General features: G+C 75.7%; 7 protein-coding genes. All 7 read left to right on the top strand.

The annotated features are described in order from the left end of the window. Positions 1–12 precede the first annotated feature (12 nt). Positions 13–855: an IS5 family transposase gene (locus tag O7602_RS10430; RefSeq protein WP_281583622.1), complete on the top strand. Its 843-nt coding sequence runs from the start codon at positions 13–15 to the stop codon at positions 853–855. Then, positions 852–1,271 (top strand): hypothetical protein, encoded by a 420-nt coding sequence (locus O7602_RS10435; RefSeq protein WP_281583623.1) that lies wholly within the window; start codon positions 852–854, stop codon positions 1,269–1,271. Before O7602_RS10430 ends, O7602_RS10435 begins: the two co-directional genes overlap by 4 nt. Positions 1,272–1,341: 70 nt before the next feature. Then, complete coding sequence (locus O7602_RS10440) at positions 1,342–2,280, top strand: phosphopantetheine-binding protein (RefSeq protein WP_281588240.1); 939 nt, start codon at positions 1,342–1,344, stop codon at positions 2,278–2,280. Continuing rightward, complete coding sequence (locus O7602_RS10445; protein ID WP_281588242.1) at positions 2,277–10,166, top strand: non-ribosomal peptide synthetase; 7,890 nt, start codon at positions 2,277–2,279, stop codon at positions 10,164–10,166. The genes O7602_RS10440 and O7602_RS10445 overlap by 4 nt, the downstream gene beginning before the upstream one ends. Continuing rightward, positions 10,163–17,377, top strand: coding sequence for a non-ribosomal peptide synthetase (locus O7602_RS10450; RefSeq protein ID WP_281588244.1), 7,215 nt, complete (start codon positions 10,163–10,165; stop codon positions 17,375–17,377). Before O7602_RS10445 ends, O7602_RS10450 begins: the two co-directional genes overlap by 4 nt. Next, positions 17,374–18,594, top strand: a complete 1,221-nt coding sequence (locus O7602_RS10455; RefSeq protein WP_281588245.1) for a cytochrome P450 — start codon at positions 17,374–17,376, stop codon at positions 18,592–18,594. Before O7602_RS10450 ends, O7602_RS10455 begins: the two co-directional genes overlap by 4 nt. 97 nt (positions 18,595–18,691) lie before the next feature. After that, positions 18,692–18,904 carry an MbtH family NRPS accessory protein gene (locus tag O7602_RS10460; RefSeq protein WP_281588247.1) on the top strand — a complete coding sequence of 71 codons (213 nt, stop codon included), beginning with the start codon at positions 18,692–18,694 and terminating at the stop codon, positions 18,902–18,904. Positions 18,905–18,999 lie beyond the last annotated feature (95 nt).

An 18,999-nucleotide genomic window follows, 5' to 3' on the forward strand; every position in this document is an offset into this window, starting at 1 on the left:
GTTGGGCTGATCATGGGTGAGCGTGCGGCGTATCCGAGTGACCTGACCGATGAGCAGTGGGCGGTGGTCGGGCCGTTCCTGCAGGCGTGGAAGGACCGGCACCCGTCGGTGTCGGGGCATCAGGGCCGTTACGAGTTGCGGGAGATCGTGAACGCGATCTTCTACCAGAACCGGACCGGGTGCCAGTGGGCGTACCTGCCGCACGACCTGCCGCCGAAGTCGGCCACCTACTACTACTTCGCCCTGTGGCGTGATGACGGCACCGACCAGGTGATTCACGATCTGCTGCGCTGCCAGGCACGGGAGAAGGCCGGCCGCCGGGAGGATCCGACCGCGGTGGTGCTGGACACTCAGTCGATTCGGGCGGCCAACCACGTCCCGGCCGCCACGACCGGCAAGGACGCCGCGAAGAAGGTGCCGGGCCGTAAGCGGGGCCTCGCGGTCGACGCCCTCGGGTTGATCATCGCGGTGGTGGTCACCGCCGCGTCGGTCACCGACAACGCGATCGGCGTGAAGCTGCTGGACAACGTCCTCGCGCACACGCCGACGGTGACCAAGGCATGGGTCGACGCCGGGTTCAAAGACGACGTGCAGATCCACGGCGCGGTCCGAGGTGTCGACGTGGAGCAGGTCCTGCGGTCCGACACGACCGCCGGGTTCGTGCCGATCAAGCGGCGGTGGGTGGTCGAGCAGACCAACGGCACGCTGATGCTGCACCGCCGCCTGGTCCGCGAGTACGAAAGCCGACCCGCCTCCGCGGTGTCCCACACCTGGTGGGCCTCGACAGCGAACCTCATCCGCCGGCTGACCGGCACCGCCACCACGTCCTGGCGCGACCCAGGCCACCAGCGGTGACCCAGCCGTCGCTGCTGACCCTGCTCACTGAACGCGAAACCGCCGCCGGCCTCGCCGTCGAACGGCTCCGCGCCCAGATCGCCTCCCTCGACGAGCAGCTCACCGCCGCCGAGACCGAGGTGGCCGAACTCGCCATCACCCGCAAGACGCTGCTGAGCCTGGGCGGCCCACTCGACGCGGTCGCACCTGCTGACCCGACCATCGCCAGCCCCGCCTACCAGCAGATCCTCGCCGTGTTCCACGCCGGGACCGCACCGATGCGCGCCAAGGACATCTGCAAAGCGCTGGGCGCCGGGACCACCGCGAAGGACACCGAGAATCTCCGCGCCAAGCTCAAACGCCTCGTCGCCCGCCAGATCCTCACCGAACCCGACGCCGGACTGTTCACCCTGGCTCCACCGACGACGTCCGCGTAACCCCACCAACCAGGGCCGCTAACGAACCACCAAGTCCGCATCGGACATAGCCTCCCGAACCACCCTCTCAGTGGTCAACACGTACGGACCGACCGAGACCACGATCAGCGCCACCGTCTACGACGTGCCGGCCGACGTGGACGGCGTCGTGCCGATCGGCCGCGCGGTGGGGGACCGGGCGCTGTACGTGCTCGACGGTGACCTCGCCGAGGTGCCGGTGGGCGCGGTCGGCGAGCTGTTCGTCGGCGGCACCCAACTCGCCCGGGGCTACCTGGGCCGGCCGGGGCTGACCGGCGAGCGGTTCGTGCCGGACCCGTACGGGCCGGAGCCCGGCGGCCGGCTGTACCGGACCGGGGACCTGGTCCGCTGGCGGGCCGACGGGCAGGTGGAGTTCCACGGCCGGGCCGACGGCCAGGTGAAGGTGCGCGGGTTCCGGGTGGAGGTGGGCGAGGTCGAGGCCCGGCTGCGGGAGCACCCGGGCGTGCGGGACGCGGTGGTGGTCGCCTGGCAGGACCGGCTGGTGGCCTACCTGACCGGCGACGGCGTCACCGGCGCGCAGGTGCGGGACCGGCTGGCCGAACGGCTGCCCGGATTCATGGTGCCGGCCGTGCTGATCGTCCTCGACGAGCTGCCGCGCACCGTCGGCGGCAAGGTCGACCGGGACCGGCTGCCCGACCCGGCCGGACACCGGCCGGCGCCCGCCGCCGACGCGGAACCGCCGCGCACCCCGACCGAGGAGACGGTCGCCGACATCTGGCGGCAGGTCCTGCGGGTCGACCGGATCGGCATCCACGACAACTTCTTCCACCTGGGCGGCCACTCCCTGCTCGCCACCCGGGTCGCCATCCGGCTGCGCGCGGCCTTCGGCTGCGAGGTGGCCGTCCGAACCCTCTTCGAGGAGCCCACCGTGGCCCGGCTCGCCGCCGCCGTCGAGGACCGGCTGATGGCCGAGATCGCGGCGATGAGCAGCGAGGACGTCGAGCAGGCACTGAAGGAGCAGAACCAGTGAGCACGATCCACGGATTGGTCGAGGCGCAGGTCCGGCGTACCCCGGACGCGGTCGCCCTGGAGTTCGAGGGCGCGGAGCTGACCTACCGCGACCTGGACCGGCGGGCCAACCGGCTCGCCCACGCCCTGCGCCGGGCCGGCGCCGGTCCGGAGACGGTGGTCGCCGTCGGCGCCCAGCGCTCCCTGGACCTGCTCGTCACGCTGCTCGGCGTGCTCAAGAGCGGCGCCGCCTACCTGCCGCTGGACCTGGAGCTGCCCACCGACCGGCTGACCTACATGGCCGGTCAGGGCGGCGCGAAGGTCCTGGTCCGCGGCCCGGGCATGGACATCGACCTGGGCCTGCCCGGCCTGCCCGAGCTGACGCTCGCCGACACCGGGGCAGAGTCCGACGAGCCGTGCGACGTCGGCGTCGACGGGCGCAACGCCTGCTACGTCATGTACACCTCCGGTTCGACCGGCCGGCCCAAGGGCGTGGTCGTCGAGCACCGGGGCGTGGTCAACCGGCTGCGCTGGGGCCAGCACGAGTACGGCATGACCTCCGACGAGCGGGTGCTCCAGAAGACCCCGTACGCCTTCGACGTGTCGGTGCACGAGCTGTTCTGGCCGCTGATGGTCGGCGCCCGGCTGGTCATCGCCCGGCCCGGCGGGCACCGGGACACCCGCTACCTGGTGGAGACCATCAGGCGGCGCGGCATCACCAGCGCGCACTTCATCCCGACCATGCTGGCCCTGTTCGTCGGCGAACCCGGCGTCGCCGACTGCCACAGCCTGCGCCGGATCCTGGCCAGCGGCGAGGCGCTCCCCACCGACCTGCAGAACCGGGTGCTGCGCGCCCTGCCCGACGTCGAGCTGCACAACCTCTACGGCCCGACCGAAGCCTCCATCGAGGTCAGCGCGTGGGCCTGCCAACCGGAGTGGTCCGGGGCGAGCGTGCCGATCGGCGCGGCCGTCGACCACACCCAACTGCACATCCTCGACGCCGAGCTGCGCCCGGCACCGGGCGACGGCCCGGGGGAGCTGTACCTGGCCGGGGTGCAGCTCGCGCGCGGCTACCTCGGCCAGCCCGGCCTGACCGCCGAGCGGTTCCTGCCCGACCCGTACGGCGAGCCGGGCGGGCGGATGTACCGCAGTGGCGACCTGGCCGGCTGGCACCGCCCCGGCGTGGTCGACTACCTCGGGCGGGTCGACGAGCAGCTCAAGCTCGCCGGCAACCGGGTGGAGCTGGGCGAGATCCAGGCGGTGCTCGACGACCAGCCGGGCGTCCGCGCCTCGGTGGTGGTGGCCACCGGCGAGGCCGCCGAGAAGCGGCTCGTCGCGTACGTCGTGGGGGACCGGCCGGACCTGGACGCGCTGCGGGACCGGCTGGCCGAACGGCTGCCCGGCTACATGGTGCCGTCGACGTTCGTGCCGCTGGCCGAACTGCCGCTGACCCCGAGCGGGAAACTGGACCGCAAGGCGCTGCCCGCGCCGGACCGGCCCGACCTGGCGGTGGCGTACCGGGCCCCGGAGAACCCGGCGCAGGAACGCCTCGCCAAGGTCTGGACCGACGTGTTCGGGGTGGCCCGGGTCGGTGTCGACGACACCTTCTTCGCCCTCGGCGGGCACTCGCTGCTGGCCGTGCGGCTGATCGCCCGCCTCCGCGAGGAACTGGGCGTCGAGGTGTCCATCCGGGACCTGTTCGGCGGGCTGACCGTCGCCGACCTGGCCGAGGCCGTCACCGCCGCGCCCGACGGGGACACCGCGCCGGCGCTCGTGGCCGGCGGCGACGACGCGCCCGCGGTGGCCTCGTTCGGCCAGGAACGGCTGCTGTTCCTCCAGCGGATCCACCCGGACAGCCCCAGCTACGTCATCCCGGTCGCCTGGCGGGTCGACGGTCACCTCGACGAGACCACCCTGCGCCGGGCCCTGCACCGGCTCGCCGTGCGGCACGACGCGCTGCGGACCCGGTTCGCCGGCGACGTGCCGGTGGTGGATCCGGAACCGGCGGTGGAGCTGGCCCGGGTCGACGCGGACACCTGGACCGACGAGTTGGCGGCGGCCCGCATCCGCGAGCCGTTCGACCTGGCCACCGGGCCGCTGTGGCGGGCCACGCTGGTCCGCCTGCCCGACCACGACGTGCTGCTGCTGGTGCTGCACCACGTCGTCGCCGACGGCTGGTCGCTCGGCGTGGTCGCCCGCGAACTCGGCGACCTCTACGCCGGCGCGACGCCACCCGCGCCGCCGGTGCGGTACGCCGACTTCGCCCGCTGGCAGCGCGCCGACCTCGACCCGGGCCGGCTCGCCGCGGAGCTGGACTGGTGGCGGGACGCCCTGGCCGGCGTACCCGCGCTGGAACTGCCCACCGACCGGCCCCGCCCGGCGGTGCTCGGCGCGGACGGCGCCACCCACCGCTTCGCGCTGCCGCCGGACGCGCTGCGCCGGCTCGCCGCGTTCGCCCAGGAGCAGCGGACCACGGTGCACACGGTGCTGCTGGCGGTGTTCCAGGCGCTGCTGGGCCGGTGGAGCGGGCAGCACGACTTCGCCGTCGGCACGCCGGTGGCCGGCCGGTCCCGCGCCGAGGTGGAGAACGTCGTCGGCTTCTTCGTCAACACGCTCGCGGTGCGGGCCGACCTGACCGGCGACCCGACCCTGACCGAGCTGGTCGGGCGGGTCCGGGAGGCCACCCTCGGTGCCTACGAACACCAGGACGTGCCGTTCGAACAGGTGGTCGCGGAGCTGCGCCCCGAGCGCGACCTCAGCCGGACGCCCGTCTACCAGACCATGTTCGCGTTGCGGGACACCGCGGTCACCGCGCTGCGGCTGCCCGGCCGGACCGTCACCGAGCTGCCGCTGGGCTGGCGGACCGCCAAGTTCGACCTCACCCTCTTCGTCGACGAGGCGCCGGACGGGACCCGGACCGGCCTGTTCGAGTACGCCACCGACCTGTTCGGCCCGGCCACCGTGGCGCGGCTCGCCGAGGCGTACGTCCGGCTGCTCGACGCGCTGGCCGGCGACCCGGGCAGCCGGTTCGGCGACTGGCCGGTGCTCGACCCCATGCAGCGCGACGCCCTGCTGGCGGCGGGCACCGCGGCGACACCGGCGCTGCCGGCCCGACCGCTGCACCACCTGGTCGCCGACCGGGTCACCGCCGATCCCGCCCGACCCGCCGTGGTCGACGGCGCGACCGTCTGGACGTACGCGGAGCTGGACCGGCGGGCCAACCAGCTCGCCCACCACCTGGTCGACCTCGGGGTGGGCCCGGAGACCGTGGTGGCGGTCAGCCTGCCGCGCGGCGCCGAACTGGTCCGCGCGCAGCTCGCCGTGCTCCGGGCCGGCGGCGCCTACCTGCCGCTGGACGCCGACCAGCCGGCCGAGCGCAGCCGGCACATGGTCGCCGGCGCCGACGCCACCCTGCTGGTCACCGCCGCCGGGCACCACGACGGCGCGGGACTGGACTGCCGCGTCGTCGACCTGGCCCGGGACGCCGCCGATGTGGACCGGCGACCGGCGGCCGACCCGGCGGTCGCGGTCGACCCCGGGCAGCTCGGCTTCGTGGTGCACACCTCCGGCTCCACCGGCCGCCCGAAGGGCATCGGCATCACTCACCGGGGCCTGGTCCGCACCGTCCACGACGGCGGATACCTGGACCTGACGCCGGAGGACCGGGTGGCGTTCGCCGCCAACCCGATCTTCGACGCGGCCACGTTCGAGGTCTGGGCCACGCTGGTCGCCGGCGCGACGATCGTGGTCACCCCACCCGACGTGGCGCTCTCCACCGCCGCGCTCGCCGACCACCTGGCACGGCACCGGGTCACCACGCTGTTCCTCACCACCGCGCTGTTCCACCAGGTCGCCCGGGAACGCCCGGACGCGCTGCGCGGGCTGCGGCACGTGCTCTTCGGCGGCGAGACCGCCGACCCGGCCACCGTGGACGCCCTGCTCGCCCGCGGCGGCAGCGGCCGACTGCGGCACATGTACGGCCCGGCCGAGTGCACCACGTTCGCCACCTGGCACCCGGTCACCGCGCCGACCGGCGACGCCGGCCGGGTGCCGATCGGCCGGCCCATCCACCACACCACGGCCTACGTGGTGGACCGGGAGCTGCGGCCCGTCCCGGTCGGGGTGGTCGGCGAGCTGCTGCTCGGCGGCGCCGGACTGGCCCGGGGGTACGTCGGCGCGCCGGCCCGCACCGCCGAGCGGTTCCTGCCCGACCCGTTCGGCGCGCCGGGCGGCCGGGTCTACCGCACCGGCGACCTGGTGCGGTGGACCGTCGACGGGGCGCTGGAGTTCGTCGGCCGCGCCGACGGGCAGGTGAAGGTCCGTGGCTTCCGGGTGGAGCCGGGCGAGGTCGAGACGGCGGCCCGCCGCCACCCGGCGGTCCGGGACGCGGTGGTGCTCGCCCGGCCGGACCGCGCCGGCGCGCTGAGCCTCGTCGCGTACGTCGCCGCCGACCCGACGGAGCTGGGCGACCTGCGGGCGTACCTCGGGCGGACGCTGCCGGCGTACCTGGTGCCGGCCGCCGTGGTGGTCCTCGACGAGCTGCCGCTGACCGGGAACGGCAAGGTCGACCGGGCCGCCCTGCCCGAGCCGACGTACGCCACCGGGGCGGGCCGGCGGGAGCCGGCGACGGAACGGGAACGCCAGCTCGCGGAGATCTTCACCGAGGTGCTCGGCGTCGCCGACCCGGGCATGGACGACGACTTCTTCGCCCTCGGCGGGCACTCGCTGCTGGCCATCAGGGTGGTCGGTGCGGTGGCCGCCCGCACCGGCCGGGAGATCACCTTCCGGGATCTGTTCACCGCCCGCAGCATCGCCGGGCTGGCCCGCCTGCTCGCCGACGCCGACCCGGTGCTCGCCCCGATCAGCCGGGGCGAGGAGACCGCCGGGCTGCCCGTCTCCTTCGGACAGGAACGGCTGGTCTTCCTGGACCGGCTGGAGGGCGCCGGGGCGGCGTACACCGTTCCGCTGGCCTGGCGGTTGACCGGGCCGGTTGACGCCGACCGGCTGGCCGCCGCGCTTGATGCGCTCGTCGACCGGCACGAGTCGCTGCGGACCCGGTTCACGCTTGTCGACGGCGTGGTCCGGCAGGACGTCACGCCCGGCTGGGCGGGCCTGGAGCGGCGCGACGCGGCCACCGTGGCCGCCGCGGAGGCCGACCTGGCCGACGTGGCCCGCCGGCCGTTCGACCTGACCACCGGGCCGCTGTTCCGGGCCGTCCTGTGGCGGGCCGGCGACACCCACCTGCTGCTGCTCGCCATGCACCACGCGGTCTCCGACGGCTGGTCGGCGGCGGTGCTGGTGCGCGAGTTGGAGGCCGGCTACGACGGGGTGGACGTGCCCCGCCCGCCGGTGCGCTACGCCGACTTCGCCGCCTGGCAGCGCGACCGGCTCGCCGGTGACCGGCTGGCCGGCGAGCTGGACCACTGGCGCCGGCGGCTGGCCGACCTGCCCACCCTGGAGCTGCCCACCGACCGGCCCCGCCCCAAGGCGCGCGGCGGCGCCGGGGCGAGCGTCGGGTTCACCGTCGAACCGGACCTGCTCGCCGCGCTGGAACGACTCAGCCGGGCGCACGGCGCGACCCTGTTCATGACGCTGCTCGCCGCCTACCAGGCGCTGCTGGGCCGGTGGAGCGGGCAGGCCGACTTCGCGGTCGGCACGCCCGTCGCCGGTCGGGGCCGCCCGGAGGTCCGCGACGTGGTCGGGTTCTTCCTCAACACGCTCGTGCTGCGCGCCGACCTGTCCGGCCGGCCCGCCTTCGCCGCCCTGCTCGACCGGGTACGCGACGACGCGCTCGCCGCGTACGAGCACCAGGAGCTGCCGTTCGGCCGGCTCGTCGAGGAGCTGAGCCCGGACCGCGACCTCAGCCGCTCACCGCTGTTCCAGGCGCTGTTCAGCTACAACGACTGGACGCTCGACACGCTGCGGCTCGGCGCCACGACAGGTGTCGCGCAGCCGGTGGACCGGGGGGCCGCCAAGCTCGACCTGACCCTGGAGCTGGTGCACGGCCCGGACGGGTTGGCCGGCGCGCTCGACTACACCACCGACATCTTCGACGCCGCCACGATCGAGCGGATGGCCGACGCGTACGTCCGGCTGTTGCGGGCCGTCGCCGCCGACCCGACGGCCCGGATCGACGACCTGCCGCTGGCCGAGCCCGCCACCGCCCCGGCGGTGGTCCGGCCGGCCGCGCCGTTCCGTTCGCTGCTCGACCGGATCGCCGGTCAGGTGCGGGCCACGCCGGACGCGGTGGCGGTGGTCGGCCCCGGCGGGGAGCTGACCTACGCGGAGCTGGACCGGCGGTCCAACCGGCTCGCCCACCACCTGCGGGAGCGGGGGATCGGTGCGGAGGACCGGGTCGGGCTGCGGCTGCCCCGGTGCGTCGACACCGTGGTCGCCGTGCTCGGCGTGTGGAAGGCCGGCGGGGCGTTCGTCGGGCTCGACCCGGAGCTGCCGGCGCGTCGCCGCGCCCACCTGGAGCGGGACGCCGGGGTGCGGCTGGTGCTCGACCCGGAGACCGTCGCCGGCGCGGCGCTCACCGCCCACCCGGCCACCGCGCCGGACGTCGACACCCGGCCCGAGCAGCTCGCCTACGTCGTCTACACCTCCGGCTCCACCGGCGAGCCGAAGGGCGTGCTGGCCGAGCACGGCGGCGTCACCGCCTACCTCGACACCATCGCCGCCCACTACCGGCTGGACGCCGACGACGTGGTCCTGCAACGCGCCGCACCCAGCTTCGACGCGTTCCTGCGCGACTGCGTCGGCCCGCTCACCGTCGGCGCGACAGTGCTGATGGCCGGCCGGTCCGACCTGTCCACGCTCGCCGCCGACCTGCCCGGCCGGCCCGCGCCCACCGCGCTGCTGAGCATGGTCCCGTCGCTGCTGCACCAGCTCCTCGACGCCGGTGACGTCGGCGCGGCGACCCTGCCCGCGCTGCGGCTGCTGGTGCTCAGCGGGGAGCCGTGCACCCCGGCGCTGCTGGCCCGGGTGCACGAGGCGCTGCCCGGCCTGCGCCGGGTGGTCAACCAGTACGGCCCCACCGAGGCCACGGTCACCACCACCGTCGCCGACCTCGACCCGGGCCGGCGGTACGAGTCGGTGGGCATCGGCGTACCGATGCCGGGGACCAGCGTGCGGGTGCTCGACGCGGCGCTGCGCCCGACGCCGGTGGGCGTCTTCGGCGAGGTGCACATCGGCGGGTCCGGGGTCAGCCGCGGCTACCGCAACCGGCCCGGCCTCACCGCCGCCGCCTACCTGCCCGACCCGGCCGGACCGCCCGGCGCGCGGATGTACCGCACCGGCGACGCGGCGCGCTGGCTGGCCGACGGGACGCTGGAGTTCCGGGGCCGGCTGGACCGGCAGGTCAAGGTGCGTGGCGTCCGGGTGGAACCGGCCGAGGTGGAGGCCGCGCTCGCCGGCCACCCGGCGGTCGGGGCGGCGGCCGTGGTGGCCCGCCCGGACGGGCCGAACGGCTGGCGGCTCGCCGGCTACGCCCAACGCGCCCCGGGCGGCGACGTCACCGAGGCGGACCTGCGCCACCACCTGGAGGCCGCCCTGCCGTACGCGATGATCCCGGCCGAACTGCTGGTCCTGGACGCGCTGCCGCTGCTCGGCAACGGGAAGGTGGACCGGTCGGCGCTGCCCGAGGTCGGTGCCGGGCGGACCGGCGCGACCCGGGTCGCCCCGCGTACCGACACCGAGCGGGTCATCGCCGAGGTCTGGGCGGACCTGCTGGACCGGCCCGACGTCGGCGTCGAGGACGACTTCTTCGCCCTCGGCGGCCACTCGCTCACCGCGCTGCGGGTCATCTCCCGGCTGCGCGACCGACTGACCGCCCCGCTCACCCTGCGCATCTTCTTCGAGGCCCGCACCATCGCCCGGCTCGCCCGGAAACTGGAGGAAACCCGATGACCGCGCTCACCCCCGCCCAGCAGGAGCTGCTCCGCCGGCGGCTCGCCGGAGACGCCGGGCGTGCCGCCCCGGCGGGGATCACCCGCGGCGACGGCACCCGCGACCTGCCGGTCTCGTTCGGGCAGGAACGGCTGGTGTTCCTGGACCGGCTCGACGGCGCCGGCGCGGCGTACACCATCCCGGTGGCGTGGCGGCTGACCGGGCCGCTGGACCGCGACCGGCTCGACGCGGCGTTCGCCGCCCTGGTCGAGCGGCACGAGTCGCTGCGGACCCGGTTCACCGTCGACGACGGCGTGGTCCGGCAGGAGATCGTGGCCGGTTGGCCGGGCGTCGACTGGCGGGACGCGGACGACGCCGCCGAGGTCGCCGAGGCGGGCCGGCAGGTGGCGGCGGAGCCGTTCGACCTGGAGACCGGGCCGCTGTTCCGGGTCACCGGGTGGCGGCTCACACCGACCGACCACGTGGTCCTGCTGACCCTGCACCACGTCGTCGCGGACGGCTGGTCGACCGGCGTGCTGGCCCGTGACCTGGAGGCGTTCTACGCCGGGACGCCCACGCCCGAGCCGCCGGTGCGGTACGCCGACTACGCCGCCTGGCAGCGCCGCACGGCCACCGGAGATCGGCGGGACGGGGACCTGGCGTACTGGCGGGGTCGCCTGGGCGGGCTGCCGCCGCTGGAGCTGCCCACCGACGGCGAGCGTTCAACCCGCCGGTCCACCACCGGTGCGGCCTGCGACCTCACCGTGCCGGCGGAGCTCGTCGACGCGCTGGAGCGGTTCGCCCGGCAGCGCGGCGCGACCCTCTACATGGCGCTGCTCGCGGCGTTCCAGGCGGTGCTGGGCCGGCTCGCCGGCCAGGTCGACTTCGGCGTCGGCACGCCTGTCGCCGGCCGCGACCGGTCCGAGGTCGAGCAGGTGGTCGGCTTCTTCGTGAACACCCTGGTGCTGCGCGCCGACCTGGCCGGGAACCCGTCCTTCACCGACCTGCTCGACCGGGTCCGCGCCGACGCGCTCGGCGCGTACGACCACCAGGAGACGCCGTTCGAGCGGGTCGTCGACCTGCTCGCCCCGGACCGCAGCCTGGACCGGACCCCGCTGTTCCAGGCCATGTTCAGCCTCGACGACGCCGACGACGACCGGCCGGTACGCCTCGGCGCGGTCACCGGCGCGCGGTTCGACCTGGACCTCGACGCGGTCAAGTTCGACCTGATCCTGCAGACCGCGCGCCGCCCCGACGGGCTGGCCGCCGCGTTCTTCCACCGGTCGGACCTGTGGCGGCCGGCGACGGTCCGGCGGTGGGCGGCGCAGTACCGGCGGCTGCTGGAGCAGGTCGTCGCGCACCCGGACACCCCGCTGGCCGACCTGGACCTGCTGCCGGACGAGGAGCGCCGGCAGCTCGCCGCCTGGGGCGCCCCGGCGGGCGACTACCCCTCGACGGACCTGCTGCACGAACGGTTCGCCCGGCACGTCGCCGCCACGCCGGACGCGGTCGCCGTGGTGGCCGGCGGGCAGCGCGTCGACTACGGCACGCTCAACGCGCGGGCCAACCAGCTCGCCCACCGGCTGCGCGCGGCCGGCGTCGGGCCGGAGACCCCGGTGGCGCTCTGCGTGCGCCGCGACGCCGACCTGGCGGTCGGCGTCCTCGGCATCCTCAAGGCCGGCGGGACGTACGTGCCGCTGGACCCGGACCACCCGCGCGACCGGCTGGCCTACGTGGTCGACGACGCCGGGGTACGCCTGGCCGTGGTCTCGCCGGACCTCGCCGACCGGGTGCCCGTGACGCCGGCCGGGCTGCTGCGCCTGGACGACCCGACGATCGCCTCCGCGTCCACCGAGGACCCGACGCCGGTCACCGACGCCGACCACCTCGCCTACGTCATCTACACCTCCGGTTCCACCGGCCGGCCCAAGGGCGTGGGGGTCGCGCACCGGCAGGTGGTCCGTCTCCTGGACTCCTGCGTGGACGCGCTCGACCTGCCGCCCGGCGGGGTGTGGAGCCTGTTCCACTCGTACGCCTTCGACTTCTCGGTGTGGGAGCTGTGGGGCGCGCTGACCCGCGGTGGCACGGTCGTGGTGGTGGACAAAGCCACCGCCCGCGACCCGCGGCGGTTCGCCGGGCTGCTCGCCGACGAGCGGGTGACGATGCTCAGCCAGACGCCCGGCGCGTTCCGCAACCTGCGCGCCGCGCTCGGCGACCGGCCGCTGGCCGACCTCGGCGTGCGGCACGTGGTGCTCGGCGGCGAGAAGCTCGACCTGCCCGAGCTGGACGGCTGGCTGGACGGCCCCGGCGCGGGCGTGCGGGTGGTCAACATGTACGGCATCACCGAGACCACCGTGCACGTCACGCACCGCCTGGTCACCGCCGCCGACCTGGCCGGCGACGCCACCTCCCCGATCGGACGGCCGCTCGGCGACCTGACCGTGCACGTGCTCGACCGGCACCTGCGGCCGGTCCCGGTCGGCGCCACCGGCGAGATGTACGTCGGCGGCGCCGGCCTGGCCCGCGGTTACCTCGGCCGGCCGGGGCTGACCGCGGAACGGTTCGTGCCGGACCCGTTCTCCGCCGTCCCCGGCGCCCGGCTCTACCGCACCGGCGACCGGGCCCGCCACCTGCCCGGCGGCGAGCTGGAGTACCGGGGCCGCGCCGACGACCAGGTGAAGATCCGCGGGCACCGGATCGAGCTGGGCGAGGTGGAGGCCGCCCTGCTGCGCCACGACGCGGTGGGTCAGGCCGCCGTGGTGGCCCGCGGGGACCGCAGCGGCGAGCACCGGTTGCACGCCTACCTGGTCGTCGACGGCGACCTGACCGGCGACGAGCTGCGGCGCTGGCTGCGGGAGCGGCTGCCGGAGGCGATGGTGCCGGCCACCTTCACCGTGCTGCCGGCGCTGCCGTTGACCGCCAACGGCAAGGTGGACCGGCGGGCGCTGCCGGACGTCGACGGCGCGACGCTGGACGCCGCCCGCGAACACGTGCCGCCGGCCACCCCCACCGAGCGGCTGCTGGCCGAGGTGTGGTGCACGGCCCTCGGCGTCGACCGGGTCGGCGTCGGCGACCGCTTCTTCGACCTCGGCGGCGACTCGATCCTCGCGTTGCGCGTGGTGGGGCTCGCCGAGCGGCGCGGCGTCACCGTGTCGCTGCGCGACGTCTTCGCCCACCAGGCGCTCGGCGAGCTGGCCCGGGCCGTCGACGCCGCCGCCGACCGGCGCGCCGCCGACCCGGCCGGGACGCCGTCGGTGGAGCGGTTCGCCATGGTCGCGCCCGCCGACCGGGGCCGGCTGCCGGCCGGGCTCGCGGACGCCTACCCGCTGACCCGGATGCAGCAGGGCATGCTCTACGAGCTGCTCGCCGACGCCGGCAAGGGCGCCTACCACAACGTGACGAGCTTCCGGGTGCAGGAGCCGGCCGGGTTCGACGCCACCGCCATGCGGGCCGCGGCGGACGCGGTCGTCGACCGGTACGAGATCCTGCGCACCGGGTTCGACTGGAGTTCCTACGAGGAGCCGCTGCAACTGGTGCACGAGCGGGCCACGCTGCCGGTCGGGGTGGACGACCTGCGTAGCCTGCCGGAGGAGGTCCAGCTCCAGCGGGTCCGGGAGCATCTGCACGCCGAGTCGGTGCGCTGGTTCGAGCTGGCCGAGCCGCCGCTGATCCGGCTGCACGTGCACGTGCTCAACGACGCCGAGTACCGGCTCACCATCACCGACTGCCACGCCGTCCTGGACGGCTGGAGCCTGACCTCGCTCATCGCCGAGCTGGTCGACCGGCACCGCCGGTCGGTCAACGGCGCGGCGCAGGAGCCACCGGCCGGTCCGGTGCCCCGCTTCGCCGAGTACGTGGCGCTCGAACGGGCCGCGGTCGCCGACCCGGCCGCCCGGGCGTTCTGGGACGCCATGGTGGAGCAGTTCCCGCCGGTGCGGGTGCCGCGTTCGGTCGGCGCGGAGCCGGCCGACAAGTCCACCTGCGAGGTGCTGCGCGACTACCGGCACCTCACGGCCGGCATCGACGCGCTGGCCGCCCGCGCCGGGGTGCCCCGCAAGACGGTCCTGTTCACCGCCTACCACCACCTGATGGGACAGCTCGCCGACGGCGCGGCGTACGCCACCGGCTTCGCCACCAACGGGCGGCTGGAGCGGGCCGGCGCGGAGGGCATGCGCGGGCTCTTCCTCAACGTGGTGCCGTTCGGGCTGCGGTCGTCCGCCACGAGCTGGGTGGGGCTGCTGCGCGACGTCTTCGCCGCCGAGCGGGACCTCCTGCCGCACCGGCGGTTCCCCCTCGCCGAGCTGCAACGGGGCCGGTGGGCCGGTGAGGTGCTCGTCGACACCGCCTTCAACTACGTGCACTTCCACGCCCTGGGCAGCGAGCACAAGGAGGAGATCGAGGAGATCGCCCGGACCAACTTCGGGCTGATGGTCACCACCGGCCCGCAGGGGGTCTCCTTCGAGGCCGACGCCGGCCGGATGTCCCCCGGCGAGGTGGCGCGGCTGGCCGACGCGTACTGCGCGCTGCTGGCGCGGATGGTCGCCGACCCGGACGCGGCGCCCGGGGTGCCCACCCCGACCGAGCGGACCCGACCCCGGGTCGCCGCCGCGACGCACGACCCGCGCAGCCTGGTCGACGTCCTGGCCACCCAGGTCGCCGCCCAGCCGGGGCGGGTCGCGCTGGCCACCCCGGACGGTCCGGTCCGCTACGCCGAGCTGGACGCGCGGGCCAACCGGGTCGCCCACCACCTGCGCCGCCACGGCGTCGGGCCGGAGCGGGTGGTCGGGCTCTGCGCCGAGCGGTCCGTGGACCTGATCGTCGGCATGCTCGGCATCCTCAAGGCCGGCGCGGCGTACCTGCCGATGGACCCGCGGGACCCGCGCCGCCGGCTCGACCTGCTCGCGGCGGACGCCGGCGCCGACCTGGTCCTGGCGCAGCCCGCCTGGCGGCACCAGGTGCCCGCGCGGATCACCACAGTGCTCACGCTCGCGGAGGAGACCTTCGCCGCCGAGCCGGCCGACCCGCCGGCGGCGGCGCCGGACGCCGACGCCCTGGCGTGCGTGCTCTACACCTCGGGCTCCACCGGGCGGCCCAAGGGCATCGCGGTGACCCACCGGTCCGTCGTCGACTCGCTGCTGCGGCAGGACTTCGCCCACCTCGGCGCGGACGAGACCGTGCTGCACCTGAGCAGCGTCAACTGGGACGCGGCGATCTTCGAGATCTTCGGTCCGCTGCTGCACGGCGGCACCTGCGCGCTCTACCCGGCCGAGCCGGTCACCCCGGCCGGCATCGGCGCGGCGATCCGCCGCCACGCCGTGACCACCGCGTTCCTCACCACCACGCTGTTCAACCTGACGGTCGAGGAGGAACCGGCCGGGCTGGGCGAGCTGCGGCAGCTCGTCCTCGGTGGCGAGGCGGCGTCCGCGCCGCACTGCCGGGACCTGGCCGCCCGCTGGCCACACCTGCGGATCGTCAACGGGTACGGGCCGGTCGAGGCGATCTTCGTGGTCACCGCGCACCAGGTCCGGGACCTGCCGGTCGACGCGGTGAGCGTGCCGATCGGCCGGCCGCTGGCCCGGACCACGGTGCTCGTGCTCGACGACGCCCTGCGGCCCGCGCCGGTCGGCGTGGCCGGCGAGATCTACCTCGGCGGCGAGTGCCTGGCCCGGGGCTACCTCGGGCAGCCCGGGCTGACCGCGGACCGGTTCGTGCCCGACCCGGCCGGCGGCGGACGTCGGCTGTACCGCACCGGTGACCGGGGGCGGTGGCGCGCCGACGGCAGCCTGGACTTCGGCGGCCGGGTCGACGGGCAGGTGAAGATCCGGGGCCGGCGGATCGAACCGGGTGAGATCGAGGCGGTGCTGTCCGCCCGGCCGGACGTGGCGGTGGCCGCGGTGGCCGCCCACGCCGCCGACGCCGACCGGCCGGGCGACGCCCGCCTCGTCGCCTACCTGGTGCCGGCCGCCGGGCTGGACCTGCCCGACGCCGCCGAACTGCGCCGCTGGCTGCGGGACCGGCTGCCCGCCTACCTGGTGCCGGCCGCGTTCGTCACGCTCGACGCGCTGCCGGTGACCGGCAACGGCAAGCTCGACCGGGCCGCGCTGCCGGCGCCGACGGCGGCGAGCGAGCCGGACCGCCCGTACCTGGAGCCGCGGACCGAGGTCGAGGTGACGCTGGCGAAGCTGTGGGCGGAGACGCTGCGGCTGGACCGGGTCGGCGTGCACGACGACTTCTTCGACCTCGGCGGGCACTCGCTGGCCATCGTGCGGCTCGCCGCCCGCGCCTGCGACCTGGGCCTGCCGGTCGGGGTGGCCGACCTGGTGGAGCACCCGACGGTGGCGGCGCTGGCCGGCGTGCTCGCCACCCGGCGACCCGGCCCGGCCGGCACGGCGGCACGCCGCGACGCGGGCGTGGTGGTGACCCTGCGCGACGGGACCGCCGGCCACCGTCCGCTGTGGTGCGTGCACCCCAGCGGCGGCAGCGTCGCCTGGTACCTGCCGCTGGCCCAGGCGCTGCCCGCCGGCCGGCCGGTGCGCGGCCTCCAGGCCCGGGGCATCGACGGCGGCGTGGACGCCGACACCATGACCGGGCTGGCCGACGACTATCTGCGCGAGCTGCGGGCGCACCAGCCGCACGGCCCGTACGCGCTGCTCGGCTGGTCGATGGGGGCGAACATCGCCCAGGAGATGGCGGTCCGGCTGACCGCCGCCGGCGAGCGGGTGGACGTGCTGCTGCTCCTCGAACCGGCGGTGCCCGACGAGACCGGGACGTTCGCCGTCACCGAGGCGCTGGACCTGCTGGACCGGGCGGTGGCGATGCGCGCGGCGATCCGCGAGCTGACCCCGGGCACCCCGGCCCGGCTCAGCCAGGAACGGGAGCTGGTCGCCACGCTCGTCGCGGCCGGCGTCAACGAGGCCGAGGCGGAACTCGGCGCGGACTGGCCGGTAGCGATGTGGACGGCGCTGCTGCGCGCCGCCGCCGGCTACCGCCCCCAGCCCTACCGGGGGCCGGCGCACCTGCTGGTCACCGCCGAGGCGGCCACCGCCGGCCCGGGCCGCCCGTCGGTGGTGGCCGGCGAGGACGGGCCCGGCTACGAACAGCGCTGCCGGGAGATGTTCCCGGGCGCGCTCACCGTGCACCACCTGCCCGGCACCCACCGGAGCATGGTCACCGACCCGGGCGTGGCGGCCGTCGCCGACCTCGCCGCCGAGCTGCTGGAGCGCACCCCATGACCACTGCCACCCGGACCGACCGCTACCTGCTCGACGACGACCTCGTCGCCGACCCGTACCCGTACCTGGCGGAGCTGCGGGCCGCCGAGCCGGTGCACTGGAGCCCGGTGCACCGGGCCTGGCTGGTGACCGGCTACGACGCGGCGACGGCGTGCTACACCGAGCCGGCGATCTCCGCGGACCGGATCGGGCCGATGCTGGCCCAGACCCCGCCGGACCTGCTCAGCCCGGAGGCCGCCCGCGCCTTCTCGATCATGGCGGGGTGGATGGTCTTCGTCGACCCGCCCGAGCACCGTCGGCTGCGCGCCGTCTTCCGGGGCGCGTTCGGGGCCCGGCAGGTGCGCCGCAACCGCCCGATGGTGCAGGAGGCGGTGACCCGGCTGGCCGTCCGGGCCGGCGCCGGCGACGTCATCGACCTGGTCACCGAGTTCGCCCGGCCGCTGCCGGCGACCGTCGCGGCGGCCTGGATGGGCGTGCCGGTCGAGGACACCGCGATGTTCCAGCGCTGGGCGATCCAGGTCGGTGACCTCGCCCTCGGCGCGGTGCAGTCGCCGGAGGAGCACGAGCGCTCGCAGCGGGCCCTGCTGGACCTCTTCGACTACCTGCGGGCGCTGGTCCGGGCCCGCCGGGCCGCGCCCCGCGAGGACCTGATCAGCGCCGCGCTCGCCAACGGCCTGGTGGGGGAGTCGGTGAGCGAGGACGAGTTCGTGGCCATGCTCACCCACGTGGCATTCGCCGGCGGCGAGACCACGAGCAACCTGATCGCCGTGGGCACCTGGAACCTGCTGCGCCACCCCGACCAGCTCGCCCTGCTGCGGGCCGATCCGGAGCTGGCGCCGGTGGCCGTGGAGGAGCTGCTGCGCTTCGACGGACCGTCCAAGATGTCCATCCGGCACGTCCGGGACGACGTCGAGCTGGCCGGTGCGCGGCTGCGGGCCGGGCAGCGGCTCTACGTGGTCACCGCCGGGGCGAACCGGGACCCGTCCCGCTTCGACCGCCCCGACGAGCTGGACCTGCGCCGGCAGCCAAATCCGCACCTGGGCTTCGGGCAGGGCGGCCACTTCTGCCTGGGCGCGCCGCTGGCCCGGCTGGTGGCCGGCGCGGCCCTCACCGACCTGCTGGCCGCCGCGCCCGCACTGGCGCTCGCCACGACCGGGGCGCGCTGGCAGCCCTCGCTGCTCAACCGCAGCCTCCAGGCGCTGCCGGTCCGCCTGTAGCTCCCGCGGGGGCCCACCGCCGGGCCGCCCGCGCCGCACACCTCCCGGTCGCCCGACCGGGGTCAGACCGATTAACCGAACGAGAAGGAGAACGACGATGGCTGTCGACGACGACGACCGCACCTACCGGGTCGTGATGAACCACGAGGAGCAGTACTCGATCTGGTTCGCCGACCGTGAGCTGCCGGCGGGCTGGACCGCCACGGGCTTCTCCGGCGCCCGCGCGGACTGCCTGGCCCACATCGACGAGGTGTGGACCGACATGCGGCCGAAGAGCCTGCGCGAGCGGATGGCCGCCGCGCGGGGCTGACCCGTACCGGGGTCGGGGCGGTCCGGGTGACCGTCCCGACCCGGCCGTCCGACGGCGGCCGTTCCTGTCCCATCCCGCTGACAACGAGGCGACGG

It is taken from the genome of Micromonospora sp. WMMD1128 (assembly GCF_027497235.1).
Taxonomy (GTDB): Bacteria; Actinomycetota; Actinomycetes; order Mycobacteriales; family Micromonosporaceae; genus Micromonospora.

Coding starts and splice junctions, on each gene's coding strand:
- O7602_RS10450 (WP_281588244.1), top strand. CDS start 10,163: ATGACCGCGCTCACCCCCGCCCAGCAGGAGCTGCTCCGCCGGCGGCTC.
- O7602_RS10430 (WP_281583622.1), top strand. CDS start 13: ATGGGTGAGCGTGCGGCGTATCCGAGTGACCTGACCGATGAGCAGTGG.
- O7602_RS10455 (WP_281588245.1), top strand. CDS start 17,374: ATGACCACTGCCACCCGGACCGACCGCTACCTGCTCGACGACGACCTC.
- O7602_RS10460 (WP_281588247.1), top strand. CDS start 18,692: ATGGCTGTCGACGACGACGACCGCACCTACCGGGTCGTGATGAACCAC.